The sequence below is a fragment of the Streptomyces sp. NRRL WC-3626 genome, from assembly GCF_000718785.1.
GTDB classification, from domain to species: domain Bacteria; phylum Actinomycetota; class Actinomycetes; order Streptomycetales; family Streptomycetaceae; genus Streptomyces; species Streptomyces edwardsiae.
This window is the reverse complement of the sequence record NZ_JOCA01000021.1, coordinates 46180-68149: the sequence shown is the minus strand read 5'-3', so window position 1 is coordinate 68149 and position 21970 is coordinate 46180. Positions and strand designations below refer to the sequence as shown.

Here is a 21970-nt window from a genome sequence, read left to right as displayed (position 1 = left end):
GTGCGGGCCGCCGAATCTCAGAGCCCTCTGATGTGGCGTCGCTACCGTCCGGCGCATGGTGCGCGACTATCTCATCATCGGGGCCGGGCCGGCCGGACTTCAACTCGCCGCTCTGCTGGAACGCGACGGGCGCGACTACGTCGTCCTGGAGCGAGGGAGAGGACCGGGCACGTTCTTCACCCGGTATCCCCGTCATCGGCGGCTGATATCGACCAACAAGGTGAACACGGGTTTCACGGACCCGGAACTCAACCTGCGCATGGACTGGAACTCGCTGCTCAGCGACGACCCGGAGCTGCTCTTCACCCGGTACAGCGAGCGCTACTTCCCGCCGGCGGACGACCTGGTGCGCTACCTGGCCGACTTCGCGGCACGCACCGGGGTGCGCGCCGAGTACGGGACGGAGGTCGTCCAGGTCTCCCGCGCGGACGGCGTCTTCTCCGTCCGCGACGACGAGGGACGCACCTGGCGGGCCAAGCGGCTCGTCATGGCGACCGGCGTCTCCCGGCTCTACGAGCCTCCCGTCCCGGGTATCGAACACGCCGAGAGGTACGACACCTTCGACCCCGACCCGGCATCCTTCACCAACCAGCGGGTGCTGGTCATCGGCAAGGGGAACTCCGCGTTCGAAACCGCCGACGGGCTCATCGAGAAGGCCGCGGTGATCCACGTCGCCGGCCCGCACTCGGTCAGACTCGCCTGGAAGACCCACTACCTCGGGCATCTGCGCGCGGTGAACAACAATTTCCTGGACACCTACCAGCTCAAGTCGCAGAACGCGGTACTCGACGGCACCGTGGAGAGTATCGAGAAGTCGGCGAGCGGCGGCTTCCGGGTGATGCTCCGCTACGCGCGGACCGAGGAACCGCTGCGCGAACTGCACTACGACCGGATCATCGCATGCACCGGCTTCCGCTTCGACGCGTCCGTCTTCGACGAAACCTGCCGCCCCGCGCTCGTCATCAACGACCGGTTCCCCGGACAGACCTCGTCCTTCGAGTCGGTCAACGTACCGGACCTGTACTTCGCCGGGACCCTGATGCAGCAGCGGGACTTCAAGAAGTCCACCAACGGCTTCATCCACGGTTTCCGCTACGCCACCCGTGCCCTGCACCGCATCCTGGGCGCTCGCCATCTCGGCACCCCCTGGCCGGCCCGGACGTTCACCGCGACGCCGGAGGCGATCGCCGACGCCCTCATCGGCCGCGTCAACCGCTCGTCGGGCCTGTGGCAGCAGTTCGGGTTCCTCGGTGACGTGGTCGGCGTGGACGGCGACCACGCCGTGTACCAGGAGGAGGTCCCGCTCGACTACATCACCGACGGCGGTCTCGGGCCCGCCCCGCACCGGTTCGTCGCCGACCTGGAGTACGGACCCGAACACGACCGGACCGACCCGTTCGACGTCGGTGTCCCGCGCGTGCTCGAGAACGACGTCGAGCACGCCGCGGACTCCACGTATCTCCATCCCGTCGTCCGCCACTACCGGGACGGCGTACTCGCCGGGACCCACCACCTGGCGGAGAATCTGGAGAACGAATGGAACCTGACGGCGGTCCACCGGCAGCCGCTCACCACGTTCGTGAGGGAAAGCCTTGGCTGAGCAGTTCCCGGGCGGCGTACTCGACCTTCTCGACGCGGCGGGTGACCGTACGGTGTTCGAGCACGCCGGCCGGGAGGTGTCGGGAGCCGGGCTCCTCGGCATGGTGCGGCGCGCGGTGAACGGCATGCGGCAGCACGGTGTCGGGCCCGGCGACGGGGTCGCCATGCTGCTGGGGGCGGGGCCCCGGGAGTTCGCCGCGATCATCGCCGCCCATGTCGTCGGGGCTCGCGTCGTCGGGGTGCGGCCCGGCCTGACCGGGCGGCAGCGGGAGCACCTTCTGCGGGACGCCGGTGTACGGGTCACCGACCGGTCGGACGGTCCCGGCGCCCGTGGGCCCGGAACCCTCCTCACGCTCGACAGCCTGCTGTCGGCGGAGGATGACGGTGTCCGGCCAGGGGTCCTGGCACGGCCCGAGGACGTCGCCCGGCTCCTGCACACCAGCGGCAGCACCGGCGTACCCAAGGCGTGCGCTCAGACCTACGCGGCGATGACCGCGGGCTGGGCGCACCGGCCGGACGCCTGGCCGCCCGCCGTCCGTCGACTCGCGGGGCGCATGGACCGGTTCCTGGTGTTCGGCACCCTGGCCAGCCAGGTGATGATGGAGTACGGGTTGCTGGCACTCGCCGCCGGCGGCACCCTGGTCACCGCCGACCCACCGGACTTTCCCGACGCCCTGGTGCGGCACCGGGCGACCGCGAGTGTCGTGACGGTCGCCCGGTTGGCGAGACTCGTGGCGGACCAGCGCGAGTCGCCGGTGGACCTCGGTGGTCTCCGCGCGCTGATGGTGTCGGGGTCACCGCTGGAGCCGGGACGGCTGCGGGAGGCCGTCGAGGTGCTCGGCCCGGTCGTCTTCCACGGCTACGGACAGACCGAGACCGGCATGATCTCCATGGCGACCCCGGAGGAGCCGGCAGGCTCCCTCGGGGTGCCGCCCGTCGCACTGGAGATCCGCGACGCCTCCGGCCGCCCGGTCCGGCAGGGGACCGACGGCGAACTCTTCGTCCGTACCCCGGCGCAGAGCTCCTGCTACTGGCGGGAGCCCGCCCTCACGGCGGAGGTGTTCTCCGGCGGATGGGTGCGGACCCGCGACCTCGGCCATCTCGACGCGTCGGGCCGGCTGTGGCTCACGGGACGGATCCGCGACGTGATCATCGTCAACGCCAACGTGTACTACGCCGGGCCCGTCGAGCGGCTGCTCGCCGGGCATCCCGCGGTGGCCGAGGCGTACGTCGTCGCCGTGCCCGACGACAGTACGGGCGAGGCCGTCCACGCCTTCGTCGTACCCGCGGCCGGTCACACCCCGGACCTCGGCGAACTGCGCGCGCTGGTGGCAGCGGACCTGGGTGAGGCATGCGCTCCGACCCGGCTCACCCTCATCGGCGAGGTACCGCTCACGGCTGCCGGGAAACCCGACAAACGGCGTCTCGCGGCCGGGGGTTAGCGGGCCCGGCCGGAGCCCCGTCCCGGGCCGTGTCCCGCCCTCGCGTGAACCGCGAGGGCGGGACACGGCCCGTTCCGGTGACGCCGTTCATGGCGCCGCCGTGCCGTCCCCGCCCGCTGCGGGCGCCGTCGGCGTGGTCCGCTCGGCGGGAAGAGCCTCACCCCTTATCAGATCGTCGAGTTCGGCGTTCAGCCTGGCGTCTTCGGGGCGCTGGGCGGCGGCCCCCGGGTCGCTCCCGCGGAAGGCGACGGCTCCGCCCGCCACGGCCATGGGGAGAGCGGCGAGGACCGCAGCAGTGCGCATGCCTCCCGGCGCGGAGAGGACCAGGGCGATGAGAGGGGGCCCGAAGGCTCCGCCCGACTTGCCGACCGCCGCGGCCCAACCGCCGGCGGTCCCCCGGATGGCCATGGGGTAGATCTCGGCCGTGTAGGGGCCGATGAGCGCGATGACACCGGCGGTTCCGGCGAACAGCAGGATCACCGCGGTCAGCAGGACAGGCCGGCTGCCGTCCATTCCGACGGCGGCCAGAACGAGCAGCGCCGCGACGGTCAGGGCCGCGTAGACGACCATGGTGCCCTTCGCCGACCAGCGCATGTAGAGCCACGCGGCCACGACGCAGGTGGGGATGGACAACAGCGACGAGATGAACAGCAGCGTGGCGGCGGACATGCCCTTCTCGCCCGAGGCCTCCAACTGACTGGGCAGGAAGGTGATGAAGCCCCAGTAGACGAGGCCCCAGGCCAGTGCGTATCCGCTGACCACCAGCGTCTTGGCTGTCTGAGGGCGTTTGAACAGGGTGGAGGCGGGGACGCGCCCGGCCTGTGACCGCCGGGCTGCCGTGAAGGCAGCCGATTCCGGGATCCACCGGTTCAGCGCGATCAGGATCAGGACCAGCGGAAGCTGGGCGAACCACAGAACGCGCCACCCGGTCAGCGGGATCAGCACCGCGGCCAGTCCGGCGGCCGCCATGTAGCCCCCCGTGGTGGTGAGCCCGGCCTGGAGCACCATGACGGCCGCGCGCCGGCCGGGCGGCAGACTCTCGGTCATCAGGGCGTAGACGACGGGCAGCATGCCTCCGGCCGCCATCCCCATCAGAGCGCACATGACCAGGATGCCGCCGTACGTCGGCATGGCACCGCACACCGTCGTACCGAGGAAGAGAAGGGACGCGATGAGGACCGTCGCCCTGCGCCCGATGCGGTCCGCGGCACGGCCCCCCACCAGTGATCCCACTACCGTGCCGCTGAGCGCCACGGTGGGCAACCACGAGATCTCGGCGGCGCTGAGATGGAATTCGGCACGCATGCCGGGCTGGATGAACGCCAGGGTGGCCGGCTTCATCTGGTCCACCATCAGCGCGAAGCTCAGCACGGCGATGAGGCTGCGCCGGTTCGCCCGGGTCGTCCGGGCCGGAGCGGGGGTGGCCGCGGGACCTGCTCCGGGAGGCTGCACGACCGCGAACCCGGAGAGCAGCACGCCCACGACGATGGCGGCCATGGCGGCCCACATCACCCCCGACATGCCCATCATGGCCATGTGGAAGTCCATGGACGCGGAGTCGACGAACATCCACACGTGCTGGCCGACTCCGGCGCACGTGAGAGCGACGCCGGTCCAGAACAGCGTGGGCCGGGGTATCAGCGAAGCTGGTTGCGCGGGCAAGGCCGGTTCTCCACCCTGTAGAAGATCGGACGCGGATCGCCGCGGAACCGGAAGCCGGCCGGGATCGCCACGACTGCCGGAAGCGACGCGGGGCCGGGCTCCGTGCGGGTCATCCGTTCCCCCGTCCCGGGTGGGGGACCGGACAGCGTCCTGCCCGCTGCTCGGCGAAGTACCGTGCCGCCGGACGCAGTCGGCGGGCGTGCAGGACCATGACCGTGCCGAGCACCAGCTGGCGTACGCCGCGGGTGACGTCCTCCAAACCGTCCCGCAGCCGGACGAAGCTCCGCAACGCGCGCAGGCGGCGGGGCTCGGCAGGCAGGCCGCGCGGAATCAGCAGACACGGCGCCCGGTGCGGATTGGAGCGGGTGTGCGCGGCCGTCGAGTCCAGCCGGAAGCGGCCCAGCACCTCGCGGACCGCGGCCCGCAGCACGAGCGGCGAGATCCGCCAGGCCGGACAGGGACGGTTCGCCGCCACGCCGTACGGGATGTGATGAACGTCCTTGGCGGTCAGGCGGGTCCAGCGGTCCGGGTCGAACACGTCGGGCCGTTCGTACCCGGTGGCGTGGTAGCCGGGGTAGCTGAAGCACACCACGGAGCCGGCCGGCAGCACCGTCGTCGCGTCGAGTGGGATCTCACCCGTGGTGATGCGGTGGGCGATGCCGAACAACGGGTACAGCCGCATCGTCTCGTCGAGCACCCGCGTCAGGTACCGGTCGTCCTCGGGACCGGCGGCCAGGCGCTGCTGCACCCGCGGGTGGCGGGCGAGGGCGAGCAGGACGTGCGCGGTCGCCTCGGACAGTTGCACGACCGCCGTGTTGAAGAAGGTCCCTTGCAGGTAGTGCACCTGTTCCGGCACCGACAGGGAGGCGGGCAGCCGGTGCGGAACGTGGCCGGCCGCGACCCGGTCCCGCAGATAAACGGTCAGCCGGGCCCGGCGCCGGGGATGGCGCAGACCGGTGCACTTCAGCGCGGTGATCACGTCATCGGCGTGAGCGGTGATCAGATCCCGGGCACGGGGCGGACACGGCTCCCGGAAGACCAGCTCGTAACAGAACTCGGCCCACGCGGGCATCATCAGGTCCCGCAGCCGTACGAGGCTGATCCGTGTGTCCGGCAGCGTGTCCAGCGCACCGGCGACGGCGCGGGCGGCCGCCGTCGTGAGCTCGGCCGAGTTCCCGGCCAGGATGCGCCGCGTTGTCGCGGCGACGTCCTCGTAGCGTTCGCCGGGCTCCAGGTGCTCCTGGTGCACCTCGGGCCCCGGCGCCAGCCAGTACCAGAACAGGTCGGACAGGCCCGCCCCCTCGCTCCGTCCGTTCGCGGCCGGGTGGGCGTAGACCCGCTCGAACACCTCCGGCCCGTGGGCGGCGTCGGGCAGGGTCACCACCCGGTCGCCGTTGACCTTCTCGAAGATGCGTACCCGCAGCGCCACTACGGCGCGCGGCAGCCACCATGCCTCCGTCCCCGTCCGGTTCCTCACCACGGTCCCCCGTTCCGTACGACCATGTCGACCGTGAGATCGGCGTTCCGGCGCCCGCCGCACAGGGCGAGCGTGTGGTCGTACTCGTCGCAGAGTGTCGCCAGGACCCGACGTACCCCCGTCTCCCCCTCGGCCGCCAGACCCCATACCACCGGGCGTCCCACGCCGACGGCGCTCGCGCCCAGCGCGAGCGCCACCGCGACGTCGCTGCCCCGGCGCACCCCTCCGTCGAGCAGCACCGGCACACGGCCCGCGACCGCCTCGGCGACGGCGGGCAGGCAGTCCACGGCTGCCGGGACCGCGTCGCACTGGCGGCCCCCGTGGTTGGAGACGATCACCCCGGCCGCACCGTGCTCGACGGCCAGGCGTGCGTCGTCCGGATGCAGTACCCCCTTGATCAGCACGGGAAGCGAGGTGCCGCGCAGGGACTCGGCGAAGTCCGGCCAGCGCACCGCCGGGGACATGGGGATGGCGGTGAGCGCGCCCGGCTCGGCGCCGGGCAGGTCGCGCATGTTCTCCGCGGCGAATCCGGGCGGCAGGTCGGTGAACCCGTTGCGCAGGTCTCTGGTGTGCCGGCCGAACACCGGCGAGTCGACGGTGACCACCAGCGCCGTGCAGCCCGCCTCCTCGGCGCGCCGGACGAGGGCCCCGGTGACCTCCCGGCGGGGGTGCAGATACAGCTGGAACCACACGGCAGGGTCGGGCGCCGTTTCGCGCGCCGCGGCGACGACGTCGAGGACCGCGGTGGTCGCGGTGGTCCCCGTCACCAGGACGGCGCCCTCGGCCGCGGCGGCACGGGCGGTGGCCCGCTCCCCGTCCGGGTGCGCCAGCCGGTGGAAGGCGGTCGGTGCGACGATCACCGGCGCCGCCTGCCGGGCCCCCGGCAGATCGACGGCGGTGTCCCGCGTCTCGCCGCCGCTCAGCACCCTCGGCAGCAGCGCGTACCGGGCGAACGCCTTCTCGTTGCCGGCGAGGACGCGTTCCTCGCCCGCGCCGCCCGCCACGTAGTCGTAGCGCGTCGGATCCAGTGCCTTCCGTGCGCTGTCGTGCAGTTCCCGGAGCGTCACGGCGCCACCGGGGCGGCCGGGCTCCGGTGCGTGGTGAGAAAGGCGTCCAGCGGGGCGCGGTGGACGTCCTCGCTGTCCCACTCGTTCTCCAGGTTCTCGGCGAGGTGGTGCTCGGCGACGAACTCGCCGCCCCGGTACCAGCGGACGACCGGGTGCAGATAGCGTCCGTCCAGGCCCGACACGTCCTGCTGGGACTTGCGGCCCGCGGTGACGTCGAAGGGGTCCACCCGGTCGTGGTCCTCCCCGTACTCCAGCGTGATCACCGCGTAGGCGTCCACCTCACCGAAGTCCCCGGCGCCCACGGCGCCCGGCACATGGGCGACCGGCACCTCCTCGGCGTAGCGCAGTGTGCCGTCCGGGTCGAGGAGCAGCAGGTCACCGAGGACGGCGAACTGCTGCCACAGCGCGGAGGACCGGTTGACGCGGGCGATCACCGTGTCGACGGCCCGCTCCATGGCCCGGCCGAGGACCGTCGTCGGCCAGGGCACCTTGTCGTGGCGCTGCCGCAGTCCGCGGTGCAGCGCCCGCACCGTGTAGCGGAAGCCGTGGATGAAGCCGGTCGTGGCTTTTCCGAAGTCGCGGCCCTGCATCAGCGTCCCCGCGAAGTACAGGCCGGGCACGTTGACCGACTCGCCGAGAGGCGTCAGCTCCGGGAAGCGGCCGTCGACGATCAGCTCCGGCGTGCAGGTGTCGTCGAAGACCGAGCCGTCGAACCGGAAGCCGGTCGCGACGATCACCCGGTCGTAGCGGATCTCCTTGACCACCTCGTCGACCCGCTCGAAGGAGACCGGCACGTGAAAACCGTCCGGCTCACGTCTGATCGCGAGTACCCGGCCGTCGAGGAGAGCGTTCTGCGACTTCAGCTGGTAGCTGTCCAGAAAGTTGTTGTAGACCGCGCGCAGGTGTCCCACATAGTGCGTCCGCCAGGCCATCTTCAGCGAGCCCGAGCCGACCACGTGGATGACCGCCGCGGTCTCCATCAGGTTCTCGGCCGTCTCGAAGGCGGAGTTGCCCCGGCCGATGATGAGCACACGCTGATCGGTGAAGGACTTCGGATCGGTGTCGATCGTGTCGTAGCGTTCGGCGAGCTCGATGCCCGGGATCGACGGCAGGTTCGGTACGGGCACTCCGGTGGCGGCCACCAGACGCCGTGCCCGCCACGTCCTTCCCGTGTGGTCGGTGACGGTGAACCCCCCGGAGTCGCGGGAGACCTTCTCGACGGTGGTGTCGTAAAGTACGCGCACCCCGGTCCGGGAGGCGAAGTCCGACAGGTAGCGCACCAGGTCGTCGGCCGGCGGGAAGTAGCGGGGACTGTACCGGGTGAACAGCAGCTCCGGGTCGTCGCTCAGCAGGGAGTTCCAGTCCATCCGCAGCCGCAGCTCCGGATCGTCGTACCCCGTGTGCACCTTGTTGTTCGAGATCAGATAGCGGTGCCGGGGGAACCGCGTGAAGAACGTACCCGGACCACTGCCGCGCTCCAGAACGACGTAGTCCGCGCCGTCCCGCTCGAGCAAGGCGGCAAGCTGGAGTCCCGCGGGCCCCGCACCGATGATCAGGTAGTCATGGGTCATGCTCCGGAAGCTAGTCACCGGAATTCAGAGCGCTCTGAGATTCCCCGGCTACGTTTCCGGACGTGCTCACCCCTACGGACACGGTCTCACTCACCGGCCCCCTGGACCCCGCCGCTCTGCGCCGCGCCGCGACGCCGCTCACCGTCGGCGTGGACGCCGAGGTCCGGGCGCGGCTGGGCCGCGGCCGCCGGTTCCTGCACGGCCTGCGGCACGGTGACGGCGGTGGCGAACCCCCCAGGATCTACGGCGCCACCACCGGATTCGGCGCACTCGTGGGGTACGCCGGACGCCCCGACGAGGCGGATCAGTGCGACAACACCCTGGCCCACCTCGGGGCCGGTCAGGGACCGGACCTGCCGCACGAGATCAGCCGTGCCGCCCTCCTGCTGCGCACCTGGTCCCTCGCCCAGGGGTTCTCCGGCGTGTCCACGGAGGTCGTCGACCGGCTCGCCGCGATGTTCGCCACGACGTTCTCGCCCGCGGTCCCCCGCTACGGCTCTGTCGGCGCAAGCGGCGACCTGATCCCGCTCGCCTACGCCACCCAGGCACTGCGCGGGCGGGGGCACGCCTACGTGGACGGCCGCCGCATGCCGGCCGCTGAGGCACTGACCGCCGCCGGGCTCCGCCCGCTCGCACTGGACGGCCGCGACGCGCTGGCCCTCGTCAACGGCACCTCCGTCACCACCGCCGCGCTGGCACTCGCCCGCGACACCGTCCGCACCGCGCACCGCTCACTCATGGCCCTCACCTGTCTGCTGGCCGACACGCTCGGCTGCGAGCCGGGTTTCCTCGACGGAGACCTGCTGCGCGTCTACGGCCACACCGGAGCGGTCGACGCCGGCGCGCGGATGCGGGAGACGCTCGCCGGCATCGTCCCCTCCGGCACCCGGCCGCTGCAGGAGCCGTACAGCATCCGCTGCGCCCCGCAGTTGCTCGGCGCCGCCGAGGACGCGCTGCGCTACGTCGACGGTGTGGTCGCCGCGGATCTCGGCGGTGTCAGCGACAACCCGCTGTTCTTCCCCGACGACGACGCGGAGAACGGGAAGGTGGTGCATGGCGGGAACTTCTTCGGGCAGCCCGCCGCGTTCGCGGCCGACCTGCTCGCCTCCGTCACCGCCCAGCTGGGCAACCTCGCCGAACGCCAGCTCGACCTGCTGACGGATCCGGCACGCAACGGAGGGCTGCCGCCGATGCTCGCCACCGCACCGGGCCTGCAGCACGGTCTCCAGGGCGTCCAGCTGGCCGGCACCGCCTTCGTCGCGGAGATCCGCCGCAACGCGACACCGGCAGGCATGCAGAGCCTGCCGACGAACCTGCACAACCAGGACGTCGTACCGTTCGGCACCCAGGCCGCCCTGCGCTCCTTCGACATGGCGGAGCTCCTCGGCCTGCTGGCCGGCTCGCTCGCGCTCGGTCTGCGCCAGGCCGTCCACGTCGGCGCCCGCCGCCCCACCGCGCCGCGCTGCGCGGAACTCCTCGACGCCCTCATCGAGGTGATCCCCCCGGTCGAGCCGGATCGTCCGCTGGACGCGGACGTCCGCGCCGCGGCACGCCTGCTCGCCGCACGCGAGCTGCCGTGACCGGACCCGCGGGGGCCGGGACGCCGGGCAGGGGCCCGTACTCCGGCAGCCGGATGACGAACCGGGCGCCGTGGCCCGGACGGCCGGTGGCGGCGACCGTGCCCCGATGGTGCGTGACGACCTCCCGCAGCAGCGCGAGCCCCAGCCCGTACCGTCCGCCGTCGCCGCGGTGGAACCGCTGGAACAGCTGCTCGACCGTCGCCGGTTCGAACCCGGGCCCGGAGTCCGTGACGGTCAGTACGGCCATGCCGGCGGAGCGCGACAGCGTCACCTCGATCCGCCCCCCGGCCGGGCTGTGGCTGATCGCGTTGGACAGCAGCTCACCGGCGGCGCGGCGCAGCGCGGACTCTATGCCGTCGACGAGGAGGGGATGTGGAGGTCCGTCCACGACGACGGTGAGACGACGGGCCCGCGCCCGGTCCGCCTCCTCCGCCACCACGGTCCGGGCCAGCGCGACCAGATCGACCGGTCGGCGTTCCGGCCGCCGTGCCGGGCCTGCCGCGAGGCTCGCGGACAGCAGCAGGTCGTCGAGCACCTCGCCGAGCCGGCCGGCCGAGGCGACCAGCCGGGCCAGCCCGTCGCGATGCGGGACCGGCAGATCCTGGTCGGCCGCTTGCCGGGCCAGCACCTGCGCCCGCGTGTGCATCTGGGTGATGGGGGTGCGCAGCTCGTGACTGGCGTCCGTGACGAACTGATGCTGCCGGGTGAGGGCCTCCGCCAGAGGGGCCACGGCCCGTCGCCCGAGGAGCGCCCCGGTGACGGCGGCGGCGAGCAGTCCCACCAGTTCGGCCACACCCAGTGCGAACCACAGATGGTTGCGGTCGGCCAGCTGGAAGCGCATGTCGAACACCGCCTGCACCACGTCCCCGTCCGCCCTGACCTGCGTACGCACCCTGTAGACGGTGTGGTTGCGCTCCACGGTGCGCTCCACGGCCTCGCCGGTGACGCGCACCCGGCTCACGTCGGCGCGCAACGGGAATCCGTCCGGTGCGTTGGACAGGGGGGTGGTGCCGGGTGCGTACAGCCAGGTGCACACCGGAGGGCTGGTAAGATCGCCATAGCCCGCGCCGTAGCGCAGCTCACGCCACACCTGATCGTTCTGCGCCCGCACCATCACGGTGTGCGAGATGCCGCCGACGACCGTGATCAGCAGCGTGATGATCGTCCCGGTGATCACGGCGATCCGCAGACGCGCCCGGCGCACCGCCGCCCACTCGGCGGGCGGCGGCCTCACAACCGCCCCAGGCGGTAGCCGAGACCGCGGACCGTGCGCACGATCTGCCGGCCGAGCTTGCGGCGGAGGTAGTAGACGTAGGTGTCGACGATGGAGGACGCGGGCGCCTCCTGGAACACCAGCCGGCGCAGCTCCGCCCGCGAGTGCACGATCGCCGGACGCGAGGCGAGCGCCCACAGTAACGCGAACTCCCGGGCGGCGAGGGCGACCTGCTCGCCGCTGGCCAGCTCGACCTCCCGGCGTCCCACATGCAGACGCCCCGATCCGATTCTGAGCACATCGGTGGTGTCGAGCGCCCGTCGGCACAACGCCCGTAATCGGGCGCTCAGTTCGTCGAGCTCGAACGGCTTGGCGAGGTAGTCGTCGGCGCCGGCGTCCAGCCCGTCCACCCGGTCGTGCACCGCACCCATCGCGGTCAGCAGCAAGACCGGCGTGCGGACGGTGCGGGACCGTAACCGTCTCAGGAGGTCGAGGCCGTCGAGTGCCGGCAGACGCCGGTCGACGACGAGCACGTCGTACCGCCGGGAGAGGCCGAGATGCAGGCCGCGCTGCCCGTCGGGCGCGATGTCGACCGCGTACCCCTCCTCCCGCAGTACGCCGGAGAGCATGTCGGCCAGTTCCCGGTCGTCGTCGACCAACAGCAGCCGCCAAGGATCCCGTGAGTGTCCCTGTGTCACAGTCGTCCTCCCCTCGCTCTCCCCGCAACTCCTGTCAACGCCCGTGCCCGGAAGGGGGTTCCCGGACGGGCGACGCCTCGTACCGGCCGAGGACGCGAGGCCGGCGTCCCGGGCCTCTTCCCGTACGCCGGGACCGCCCCGGCCTGCCGCCCCCTCCGTCGCCGTGCTGCCGGTGGTGCCGGGGCGCGCCCTGAGGAAGCGCGTGGACAGCGCGGTGCCCTTCCCCGCGGCGGTTCTCGGCACCGCTGGTCCGGCCGCTCCCTCGAGCGGCCACCCGGCCGGTCTACACTCGGCCTCATGAACCGCTGGACCGAGTTGGCCGGGAAGACGTCCGGAGAGGACTACGCCGCACGGTTCGCGGCCCTGGCCCGTAGCGGCGAGGACGTGCATGGGGAGGCGCGGTTCTGCGCCGCGCTCGTGCCTGCCGGAGCACGGGTGCTGGACGCAGGATGCGGTACCGGGCGGGTCATGATCCGGCTCGCGGAGCTGGGATACGACTGTGTCGGGGTGGATCTCGACGCGTCGATGCTGGCGGTGGCACGGAAGCAGGCACCCGGACTGCCCTGGTTCCAGCATGATCTGGCGGAGTTCGAGCCGGTCCCGCTCGGCATCACCCCGGACTTCGATCTCGTCGTCGCCGCAGGCAATATCTTCCCGCTGCTCGCTCCCGGCACCGAGACCACCGTGCTCGAGAACCTGTCCGCCGCCCTGCGTCCGGGCGGCCTGCTGGTCGCGGGCTTCGGCCTGGACGAAGCACACCTGCCCGTGCCGCCCGGCCTCACGCTGCCGGAGTACGACGACTGCTGCGCCGCGGCCGGCCTCACCCTCGTCGACCGCTTCGCCACCTGGGACGCCGATCCTTACGACGGCGGCGGCTACGCCGTCAGCGTCCACAGTCGGTGAGGACGGAGCCGTACGTCCCGGTCGCCGGGCCGCCCGCCTGCGGGGACCCGGCCCCGTGCTACGGCGGGCACACCTGACCGGCATCCCGACCGGTCAGGCGGGCGGGGGTGTGGGTTCCTGTTCTGCTTCGATTCGGGCGTTCCAGTCGCGCTTCGAGGCCTGCCAGCCGTCCTCGTTGTGGCCCAGGCGCCAGTAGCCCGAGATGGACAGGTCCTCGCGGGGGATGGCGCGTTCGACCCGGAGCAGTTGGCGCAGGGCCTTGACGCAGTGGGCCTCGCCGTGGACGAAGGCGTGTACCCGGCCCTCCGGGAAGTCGAGACCCCGGACGGCTTCCACCAGTGCCTCGCCGACCGGGCGGCCACCGCGGTGCAGCCAGCGGACCTCCACGTCCGAGTCGATCTTCTGCTCCTCCTCCGGACCGGAGATCTCCACGAAGGCGAACGCCCTCGCACCGTCCGGCAGCGCCTCCAGCGAACGCGCGATCGCCGGCAGCGCGCTCTCGTCGCCGGCCAGCAGATGCCAGTCCGCGGCCGGGTCGGGGGCGTACGCACCGCCGGGGCCGATGAAGCGGACGAGCTCACCCGGCCGGACGTTCGCCGCCCACGGCCCGGCCAGCCCCTCGTCGCCGTGGATGACGAAGTCCAGCGTCATCTCACGGTGCACCGCGTCCCACTGCCGCACCGTGTACGTCCGGGTCACCGGCCACTGCTCGCGAGGGAACTCCTCCCGGACGCGCTGGAGATCGAACGGCTCCGGATACGTCGCGCCCCCCGCCGGGAACAGCAGCTTGACGTAATGATCGGTGCAGGTGTCCGCCGAGAAGTCGGAGAGTCCCTCACCACCGAGCACGACACGCTGCATGTGCGGGGTCAGCCGCTCGGTGCGGACGACCTCGGCGGTGTGCGGCGCGCGCGGGGCGCGTCCCGGTCGCTCTGCCATGAGGAGCCTCCCAGCTACCACAGTTAGGGTTACCTAAGTTAGCACCTCGGGTCTGTGGCTCACACCGACAGCGTGGTCAGCAGCCGCTGCAGCGAGCCGCCCAGTCCCCAGCGGGCCGCCAGCGCCTGCACCGCGGCCGGGTCGCGCGGCCCGCGGGGCAGTGCCGTGTCGACGTCCGGGAGCGGGACGTCGTCCGCGACCCGGACGACCTTGGGGGCGACCGCGAGATACGGCCGCGCCTCGTCCAGACGCTTGCGCTGCGACGGCGTGAGCCTGGCCTGCCGGTCGTCCACGGCCGCGAGGATCCCGGCCAGGTCGCCGAACTCGGCCAGCAGCTTGGCCGCGGTCTTCTCCCCGATGCCCGGTACGCCCGGCAGGCCGTCACTCGGGTCACCGCGCAGCAGCGCGAGGTCCGCGTACCCCTTGCCGTCCACCCCATACTTCTCGCGCAGCAGGGCCTCGTCGGTGATCTGGAGCGTGCCGACGCCCTTGAGCGGGTACAGGACGCGCACCGCGCGGCCGTCGTCCACCAGCTGGTACAGGTCGCGGTCGCCGGTGACGATGTCGACCGGGCCGGTCGCGCGGCCGGTGAACGTGCCGATCACGTCGTCGGCCTCGTACTCGGCGACTCCGACCCGGGCGATGCCGATCGCGTCGAGCACGCTCTCGATGACCGGGACCTGGGGGGACAGGGTGTCGGGGACCTCCTCCTCGTCCGGGCCCGAGGGGCGCTCCTCGGCGACGCGGTGCGCCTTGTAGGAGGGAATCAGCTCCACCCGCCAGTGCGGGCGCCAGTCGGCGTCCATGCAGGCGACGAGGTGGTCCGGGCGGTGGTCCTTGACCAGGCGGTCGATGAACTCGAGCAGTCCGCGGACGGCGTTCACCGGGGTGCCGTCGGGGGCCCTGACGGAGTCGGGGACGCCGAAGTAGGCGCGGAAGTAGAGGGAGGCGGTGTCTAGGAGCATGAGTCGTCCGGTCACGTTGCGCATCATGCCGCACCGGGCTGACAACGCGAGCGAGTCGGTGCGGGCCGGCGGCGGGTCTCGCGGCCCTGCGCCCACGGGGTGCCGCCGCGCCGGCCGAGCGGCACGACCGTCCGCGAAAGCGGCAGATGCAACCTGTTGCGCCCAGCGCGACCAGTGTGAGGCGGCGCACGAACCCGTTTGCGTCAAGGGAAACCGGGGAGGCGCGGCCACGGAGCGATGCCGGTTACGGATTCAACTGTTTTGGGCCGCGTGCAGCTGCCCGTCCGGCATCGCTTCAGCCATTTGCCGTCGAGACAAGAGGTACGCGTGTCATCCAGGCTTGAGGCCGAGCGCCTGTTCAAGGTGTTCGGCAGACGACCGGACCAGGCGGTCGAACGACTGCGCCAGAAGAAAGCCGACCGGGAGGAACTGCGCGCCGACGGCACCACCGCCGCCGTGATCGACGCCTCGTTCACCGTGGAGCCGGGCGAGATCTTCGTCGTCATGGGCCTGTCGGGCTCCGGCAAGTCCACGCTGTTGCGCATGCTGAACGGACTGCTGGAGCCGACCGCCGGACATGTGCGCTTCGACGGCGAGGACCTGACCGCGCTGCCCGACCGGGAACTGCGCAAGGTCCGTTCCAAGAAGATCAGCATGGTCTTCCAGCACTTCGCGCTGTTCCCGCACCGCAGTGTCCGTGACAACGCTGCCTACGGTCTTGAAGTGCAGGGCGTGCCCCGCGCCGAGCGCGAACGCCGCGCCGACGAGGCGCTCGCCCTGTGCGGCCTGGCCGGCTGGGAGAAGTCGTGGCCCGACGAGCTGTCCGGCGGTATGCAGCAGCGGGTCGGTCTCGCCCGCGCGCTCGCCACCGACGCCGACCTGCTGCTGATGGACGAGTCCTTCAGCGCGCTCGACCCGCTGATCCGCCGCGACATGCAGGACCAGCTGATCGAACTGCAGAAGAAGCTGAAGAAGACGATCGTCTTCATCACCCACGACCTCAACGAGGCCATGCGCCTGGGGGACCGGATCGCGATGATGCGGGACGGCCGTATCGAACAGATCGGCACCGCGCAGGACATCCTGATCCGGCCCGCCAACGACTACGTCGCCTCCTTCACCCAGGACGTCGACCGCTCGCGCGTCCTCACGGCCGGTTCCGTGATGGAGCGCGAGGTGCGCGGTGACGAGGCCGACTGCGGCTGTGAGACCGCGTCGACGGACACGCCGTTCACCGACCTGTGCGCGATCAGCGCGCGTGTGCCGCACCCCGTGGCCGTGCTCGACAAGGAGGGCGCGCTGGTCGGTGTCGTGCCCCGGCAGCGCCTCATCGGTTTCCTCGGCGACGAGGAGGCCGATCCCGGGGTGTGCGACACCCCGCGCGACAAGGGCGGCGAGAAGGTGATGGCCCGTGCCTAGGATTCCGCTCGGCGACTGGGTCAACAGCGCCGTCGACTGGCTGCTCGCCAACGTCAGCTGGCTGTTCGACTTCTTCAAGGCCGTCTTCACGGGTGCCTACGACGGTGTCAACGCTGTACTCCAGGCCCCCGAGCCGCTGATCCTCTGCGGCATCTTCGCGGTCATCGCGTTCTGGCTGCGCGGCACCTTCGCCGGTGTCCTCACCTTCGTCGGTTTCGCCTTCCTCGACTCCATGGAGTTGTGGGAGGACTCGATGGTGACGCTGTCCCTTGTCATCGTCGCCACGGTGATCGCGCTGGTCATATCGGTGCCGGTGGGCATCTGGGCGGCCCGCTCGGACCGGGTCAGCGCCGTGGTCCGGCCGATCCTGGACTTCATGCAGACGCTGCCCGCGATGATCTACCTCATCCCGGCGATCCTGTTCTTCGGGACCGGATCCGCCCCGGGCATCGTCGCCACGCTGATCTTCGCGCTCGCTCCGGGCGTGCGCATGACCGAGCTGGGCATCCGCCAGGTCGACAAGGAACTGGTCGAGGCGGCCGAGGCGTTCGGCACCACCCCGCGCAACACCCTGCTGCGCGTCCAGCTGCCGCTGGCGCTGCCCACGGTGATGGCGGGCGTCAACCAGGTGATCATGCTCGGTCTGTCCATGGCCGCCATCGCCGGCATGGTCGGCACCGGCGGACTCGGCGGCGCCGTCATCGAGGCCATCGGCCAGCTGAACATCGGTCTCGGCGCCGAGTCCGGCATCGCCATCGTCATCCTGGCGATCTACCTGGACCGGATGACCAGCGCCCTGGGCACCCAGGTCTCCCCGCTCGGCCGGCGTGCCGCCGCCAAGGCGCGCGCCACGCAGGGGCTGAAGATCTGGTCGTACCGGCCCCGTCCGCAGGTCGCCGTGGTCGGTGTCGTCGTCCTCGCGCTGGTCGCGGGCGGCATGGGGATCTTCGGCTCCGGCTCCGGCGGCTCCGCCCCCGCCGCGGACGGCAAGAACGTCGGCAACGGCAAGAAGATCACCATCGGCTACATCCCCTGGGACGAGGGCGTCGCCTCCACCTTCCTGTGGAAGGAGATCCTGGAGCAGCGCGGTTTCGAGGTCGACGCCAAGCAGTTCGAGGCCGGCCCGCTGTACACCGCCCTCGCACAGGGCAACATCGACTTCCAGACGGACTCCTGGCTGCCCACCACCCACGAGGCGTACTGGAAGAAGTACGGCAAGCAGCTCGACGACCTCGGCTCCTGGTACGACGAGACGTCGCTGGAGCTGACCGTCCCGTCGTACATGAAGGACGTCAACTCCCTCGAGGACCTCAAGGGCAAGGCGTCCGCCTTCGGCGGGGAGATCACCGGCATCGAGTCCAGCGCCGGCATGATGGGCCTGCTGAAGAGCAAGGTCCTCAAGGAATACGGCCTGGACAAGGAGTACAAGGTCGTCGACAGCTCCACGCCGGCGATGCTGGCCGAGCTGAAGCGGGCCTACAGCAAGAAGGAACCGGTCGTCGTCACCCTCTGGTCGCCGCACTGGGCGTACAGCGACTACGACCTGAAGAAGCTGAAGGACCCCAAGGGCACCTGGGGCAAGGGCGACGGCGTGCACACGCTGTCCCGCAAGGGCTTCGCCGGCGAGAACCCCGCCGTGGGCCAGTGGCTGAAGGACTTCTCGATGACCGAGAAGCAGCTCACCAGCCTGGAAGCCGAGATCAACAAGGCCGGCAAGGGCAAGCAGCAGGACGCCGTCCGCGCCTGGCTGAAGGACAACCCGGGTGTCGTCGACAAGCTGGCGCCGGTCGAGTCCGGCTCGGGCGGTACGCCCGCCGAGGCGAAGCGGGCGCTGGACGTGGCCTGGTTCCCGTGGGAGGAGGACGTCGCCGTCACCTACCTGTGGAAGAACGTCCTCGAGCGGCGCGGCTACAAGATGAACCTGAAGCAGATGGACGTCGGCCCGGTCTACACCGGCCTCGCCTCCGGGGACCTCGACCTCAACTTCGACGCCTGGCTGCCGTACGCGCAGAAGAACTACTGGGACAAGAGCAAAGACCAGCTCACCGACCTGGGCACCTGGTACGAGCCCACGTCGCTGGAGATCGCCGTCCCGTCGTACGTCAAGGACGTGAAGTCCCTGGCGGACCTCAAGGGCAAGGCGGACCTGTTCGACGGGCGGATCATCGGCATCGAGCCGGGCACCGGTGAGATGCAGCTGCTCAAGAACGAGGTCATGCCGGGCTACGGCCTGGAGGACGAGTACGAGGTCGTCGACGGCTCCACGCCGGCGATGCTGGCCGAGCTCAAGCGCGCCCTCGCCAAGAAGGAGCCCGTCGCGGTCACCCTGTGGTCCCCGCACTGGGCGTACAGCGACTACGAGCTGACCAAGCTGAAGGACCCGAAGAAGGCCTTCGGCGAGGGCAACACGATCCGCACCATCTCCAGCAAGAAGTTCCCCGAGCAGTATCCGCAGCTCACCGAGTGGATCAAGAACTTCAAGATGAGCGAGGACGAGCTCGGCAGCCTGGAGGCCGAGATCAAGGACCGCGGCCAGGGCAACGAGGAGGAGGCCGTCGCGGACTGGCTGAAGGAGCACCCGGGCATGGTGGAGCGGATGACCCCGCAGTAACCGCCGTACCGGCCGCGCCCGAGGGGGCGGGCCCGGACCCGCACCTGACGGCGCGGCCCGGGCCCGCCCCTTCGGCCTCTCCCGGGCCTTCGAACCCCTCCCGACCTGAACGGAAACACGGAAAGAATCCGGACAACCACGCAACGTAAAGCCCTCCCCGGACCTACCCCGTGACCTACGGGCGGAGGAGGTGAACAATGGCGGGAACACCCCTTATCGCATGCGGGGGAAATCGAGGGGGCCCCGCGGCGGCTGGCGCGAACTGGCGGGTCGGCGCCGGTCGGGCACGACGGCGACGTGACAGGCGCCTGAAACGGTTTGCCGAACATGCGTAGGGTGCAGACAACCCAACAGAAGGAGTGCGCCCGAACAGCGGCGCACGGGGTGCGGGACGATCGGTGAGGAGGGAGCCGGAGCGATGGGCGACCACAAGGAACAGCCCCTGCGGGTGGGCGCGGCCGTCCGGCGGCGACGCCGTGCGCTGGACCTCACGCTCGCCGTCGTGGCCGAGCGCAGCGGCCTGTCGGTCCCGTTCCTGAGCCAGATCGAGAACGAGCGGGCGCGGCCCAGCCAGACCTCGCTGGAGAAGGTCGCCGACGCCCTGCGCACCACCGCCGTGGAACTCCTCGCCGCCGCCGACCCGGCGTGCAGCGTGGACGTCGTCCGCGCCGACGGCGCCGAGCCGTGGACCGAGCCACGGGTGCGGTCCCTGGTACGCGGTCACCATCAGATGTACGCCTCGGAGTTCACCGGCGACCATGACGCGGGCCGTGAACTCCAGTTCCGCAACGACCAGTTGATGTATGTGGCGGACGGCGCCGTGGAGATCGAGGCGGAGGGCAGGGCGTACCGGCTCGGCCGCGGCGACACCCTGTACCTCACCGGCGGCGTACGGCACCGCTGGCGGGCCACGGTGCCGGAGACCCGGCTGCTGGTCGTCGCCGTCGCCGAACACATCGAGGCGGTACGGGACAAGCCGCGCCGATGAGCCCCGCCAGGATCGTCTCCCTCGTCCCGTCGCTCACCGAGGCCGTGGCGCTCTCCGCCCCCGGCGCCCTGGCGGGCGCCACCGACTGGTGCACCCACCCGGCCGGGCTGGACGTCGTACGCGTCGGCGGCACCAAGAACCCGAAGGTCGAACGGATCGTCGCCCTCGCCCCCGATCTGGTGATCGCCAACGAGGAGGAGAACCGCGAGCCGGACCTGGAAGCCCTGCGCGCGGCCGGAATCGACGTGCTGGTGACCGAGGTACGGACCCTGCCTGCCGCGTTCCGTGAACTGGACCGGGTGCTCACCGCGTGCGGGATCACCGCCCGCCCCCGCTGGCTGGACGAGGCCGAGGCCGCCTGGGCGGCGGTGCCCGAGCCCGCGGAGCGCCGGACGGCGGTCGTGCCGATCTGGCGGCGGCCCTGGATGGTGCTGGGCCGCGACACCTTCGCGGGCGACCTGCTCACCCGCCTCGGCGTCGACCACCTGTACGCGGGCCATCCGGAGCGCTATCCCCGGGTCCCGGCCGACGTGCTGCGCGCGGCGGAGCCGGACCTCGTCGTGCTCCCCGACGAGCCCTACCGCTTCACCGCCGACGACGGCCCGGAGGCCTTCCCCGGACTGCCCTGCGCGCTCGTCGACGGCCGGCACCTCACCTGGTACGGGCCGTCGCTGACCGAGGCCCCGGCAGCGCTGGCACGGGCCCTGCGAGCAGCGCGCCGCTGACCAGCCCGCGCGCGGTGCACCGGGCGGCGACGGCCCAGGCCACCAGCAGCAGGGCGTACAGGACGAGCGTCAGCACGTCGTAGGCGGCCAGCCCGGTGTGCGCGGCGAGGGCTCCCGCGCCGGTGACACACGTCCCGACCGGGAACGTGAAGGCCCACCACGTCATCGCGAACCGCATACCCCGCCGCCATGCCCGTACGACCAGCGCGGCGGCAAGGCCCAGCCACAGCAGCGCGAATCCCATGACCGGCACCCCGTACAACACCGCGAGCACCCGGAAACCCTCGGCGTACGGCGCCGCCACGACCCCCGGTGCGACGTCCGCGAACGCGCCGACGGCGGTCGTGGACTGGCCGAGCGGCCCGAGCACCAGGAACAGCGCCGGGGTGAGCGCGAGGGGCGGCGGACCGCCGGTGAGCAGCCGGCCGAAGACCAGCGGCAGCGTGATCAGGGTGGCCAGCAGGGACAGCCCGAACATCGCGACGCAGGCGAGCAGCAGGGTCGCGCGGGCCTGGCCCTCCGGGAGGTACGGCACCAGGCGGGGACCGAGCGCGGCGGACACCATGGGCGCGACCAGCGGCAGCAGCCAGACGGGCGACGCGTCGTCCGCCGTCACCCGGTGGCGTACGGCCATGAGGTACGGGACGGCCACGGCCGCCGCCAGTCCGACGGCCGTGCCGGCGGTGAACAGCACGGCGTCGAGGACGACCGCCGCGCGCAGCCCGATCCAGTCCCGGCCGAGGGCCGGACCGCCGCCGCCGACGGCCAGCAGGGCCATGGAGAGACAGCCGTAGAAGGGGGCCATGGCCGGGTCGAGGAGGTGGGCGCGGGCGCGGTCGCGATGGTGGGCCCAGTGCAGGGCGCGGGCGGTGAGGAGGACGCCGAGGAGAACCAGGGACAGGGCCCAGACGGTGGTGAGCGCGAGGCGCGGGCCGGGTGCGTGCACGGGGACGACGGGGAGCGTGGCTCCCGCTCCGGCGACGATGGCGGTGCCCATGACGCAGGCGTACCAGTTGGGTCCGAGGTGACGGACGGCCGTGGTGCGCGGGGGCCGTGCGGTGGCACGGGGGAGGGGCGGCAGGCGCCGGGTTGCGGTGACCATGGTCCTACG

Annotated in this window: 17 protein-coding genes; 8 read left to right on the top strand and 9 right to left on the bottom strand. The window is 71.6% G+C overall.

The features are described 5' to 3' along the window. Positions 1-55: 55 nt before the first annotated feature. Positions 56-1600 carry an NAD(P)-binding domain-containing protein gene (locus IF28_RS0127165; RefSeq protein ID WP_030225321.1) on the top strand — a complete coding sequence of 515 codons (1545 nt, stop codon included), beginning with the start codon at positions 56-58 and terminating at the stop codon, positions 1598-1600. After that, positions 1593-3041, top strand: coding sequence for a class I adenylate-forming enzyme family protein (locus IF28_RS0127160; protein ID WP_030225320.1), 1449 nt, complete (start codon positions 1593-1595; stop codon positions 3039-3041). Before IF28_RS0127165 ends, IF28_RS0127160 begins: the two co-directional genes overlap by 8 nt. An 87-nt stretch (positions 3042-3128) precedes the next feature. Here IF28_RS0127160 and IF28_RS0127155 read toward each other — a convergent pair whose 3' ends face one another. The 4 genes from IF28_RS0127155 to IF28_RS0127140 form a co-directional block, all read right to left on the bottom strand. Further along, positions 3129-4703 (bottom strand): MFS transporter, encoded by a 1575-nt coding sequence (locus tag IF28_RS0127155; RefSeq protein ID WP_037894114.1) that lies wholly within the window; start codon positions 4701-4703, stop codon positions 3129-3131. A gap of 109 nt (positions 4704-4812) precedes the next feature. Further along, a complete protein-coding gene (locus tag IF28_RS0127150; protein WP_030225311.1) occupies positions 4813-6183 on the bottom strand; it encodes a cytochrome P450 in 1371 nt (456 codons plus the stop codon). Continuing rightward, positions 6177-7247, bottom strand: a complete 1071-nt coding sequence (locus tag IF28_RS39975) for an alpha-hydroxy acid oxidase (protein WP_030225309.1) — start codon at positions 7245-7247, stop codon at positions 6177-6179. The genes IF28_RS0127150 and IF28_RS39975 overlap by 7 nt, the downstream gene beginning before the upstream one ends. Continuing rightward, positions 7244-8818, bottom strand: coding sequence for an NAD(P)-binding domain-containing protein (locus tag IF28_RS0127140; protein WP_030225307.1), 1575 nt, complete (start codon positions 8816-8818; stop codon positions 7244-7246). The genes IF28_RS39975 and IF28_RS0127140 overlap by 4 nt, the downstream gene beginning before the upstream one ends. Positions 8819-8880: 62 nt before the next feature. Between IF28_RS0127140 and IF28_RS0127135 the strand changes: the two genes are divergently transcribed. Beyond that, complete coding sequence (locus IF28_RS0127135) at positions 8881-10398, top strand: aromatic amino acid ammonia-lyase (RefSeq protein WP_030225304.1); 1518 nt, start codon at positions 8881-8883, stop codon at positions 10396-10398. Here IF28_RS0127135 and IF28_RS0127130 read toward each other — a convergent pair. Together IF28_RS0127130 and IF28_RS0127125 are read right to left on the bottom strand one after the other, a co-directional pair. Next, on the bottom strand, positions 10304-11632 hold the full coding sequence (locus IF28_RS0127130; protein WP_234325352.1) for a sensor histidine kinase: 1329 nt from the start codon (positions 11630-11632) through the stop codon (positions 10304-10306). The two genes, IF28_RS0127135 and IF28_RS0127130, sit on opposite strands and share 95 nt — an antisense overlap. Continuing rightward, positions 11629-12309, bottom strand: coding sequence for a response regulator transcription factor (locus IF28_RS0127125; RefSeq protein ID WP_030225299.1), 681 nt, complete (start codon positions 12307-12309; stop codon positions 11629-11631). The genes IF28_RS0127130 and IF28_RS0127125 overlap by 4 nt, the downstream gene beginning before the upstream one ends. A gap of 297 nt (positions 12310-12606) precedes the next feature. On the opposite strand from IF28_RS0127125, the gene IF28_RS0127120 reads away from it, so the two are divergent. Further along, on the top strand, positions 12607-13212 hold the full coding sequence (locus IF28_RS0127120; RefSeq protein WP_030225297.1) for a class I SAM-dependent methyltransferase: 606 nt from the start codon (positions 12607-12609) through the stop codon (positions 13210-13212). Between the two features lie 93 nt (positions 13213-13305). Here the strand turns inward: IF28_RS0127120 and IF28_RS0127115 are convergent, their stop codons facing one another. Together IF28_RS0127115 and IF28_RS0127110 are read right to left on the bottom strand one after the other, a co-directional pair. Continuing rightward, positions 13306-14151 (bottom strand): siderophore-interacting protein, encoded by an 846-nt coding sequence (locus IF28_RS0127115; protein WP_030225295.1) that lies wholly within the window; start codon positions 14149-14151, stop codon positions 13306-13308. Positions 14152-14210: 59 nt separating this feature from the next. Then, positions 14211-15140, bottom strand: coding sequence for a 5'-3' exonuclease (locus IF28_RS0127110; RefSeq protein WP_234325355.1), 930 nt, complete (start codon positions 15138-15140; stop codon positions 14211-14213). A 303-nt stretch (positions 15141-15443) separates the two neighbouring features. Between IF28_RS0127110 and IF28_RS0127105 the strand changes: the two genes are divergently transcribed. From IF28_RS0127105 to IF28_RS0127090, 4 genes are all read left to right on the top strand, one after another. Continuing rightward, positions 15444-16535, top strand: coding sequence for a quaternary amine ABC transporter ATP-binding protein (locus IF28_RS0127105; RefSeq protein WP_030225291.1), 1092 nt, complete (start codon positions 15444-15446; stop codon positions 16533-16535). Continuing rightward, positions 16528-19146 (top strand): ABC transporter permease/substrate binding protein, encoded by a 2619-nt coding sequence (locus tag IF28_RS0127100; protein ID WP_030225288.1) that lies wholly within the window; start codon positions 16528-16530, stop codon positions 19144-19146. The genes IF28_RS0127105 and IF28_RS0127100 overlap by 8 nt, the downstream gene beginning before the upstream one ends. Before the next feature lie 418 nt (positions 19147-19564). Further along, positions 19565-20134, top strand: coding sequence for a helix-turn-helix domain-containing protein (locus IF28_RS0127095; protein ID WP_030225285.1), 570 nt, complete (start codon positions 19565-19567; stop codon positions 20132-20134). Then, a complete protein-coding gene (locus IF28_RS0127090) occupies positions 20131-20859 on the top strand; it encodes a helical backbone metal receptor (RefSeq protein ID WP_030225283.1) in 729 nt (242 codons plus the stop codon). Before IF28_RS0127095 ends, IF28_RS0127090 begins: the two co-directional genes overlap by 4 nt. Here IF28_RS0127090 and IF28_RS0127085 read toward each other — a convergent pair. Next, positions 20786-21961: a TDT family transporter gene (locus IF28_RS0127085; RefSeq protein WP_030225281.1), complete on the bottom strand. Its 1176-nt coding sequence runs from the start codon at positions 21959-21961 to the stop codon at positions 20786-20788. The genes IF28_RS0127090 and IF28_RS0127085 overlap by 74 nt on opposite strands. Between the last annotated feature and the right edge of the window lie 9 nt (positions 21962-21970).

Coding starts and splice junctions, on each gene's coding strand:
- IF28_RS0127090 (WP_030225283.1), top strand. CDS start 20,131: ATGAGCCCCGCCAGGATCGTCTCCCTCGTCCCGTCGCTCACCGAGGCC.
- IF28_RS0127095 (WP_030225285.1), top strand. CDS start 19,565: ATGGGCGACCACAAGGAACAGCCCCTGCGGGTGGGCGCGGCCGTCCGG.
- IF28_RS0127165 (WP_030225321.1), top strand. CDS start 56: ATGGTGCGCGACTATCTCATCATCGGGGCCGGGCCGGCCGGACTTCAA.
- IF28_RS0127140 (WP_030225307.1), bottom strand. CDS start 8,818: ATGACCCATGACTACCTGATCATCGGTGCGGGGCCCGCGGGACTCCAG.
- IF28_RS0127110 (WP_234325355.1), bottom strand. CDS start 15,140: ATGCGCAACGTGACCGGACGACTCATGCTCCTAGACACCGCCTCCCTC.
- IF28_RS0127120 (WP_030225297.1), top strand. CDS start 12,607: ATGAACCGCTGGACCGAGTTGGCCGGGAAGACGTCCGGAGAGGACTAC.
- IF28_RS0127115 (WP_030225295.1), bottom strand. CDS start 14,151: ATGGCAGAGCGACCGGGACGCGCCCCGCGCGCGCCGCACACCGCCGAG.
- IF28_RS0127085 (WP_030225281.1), bottom strand. CDS start 21,961: ATGGTCACCGCAACCCGGCGCCTGCCGCCCCTCCCCCGTGCCACCGCA.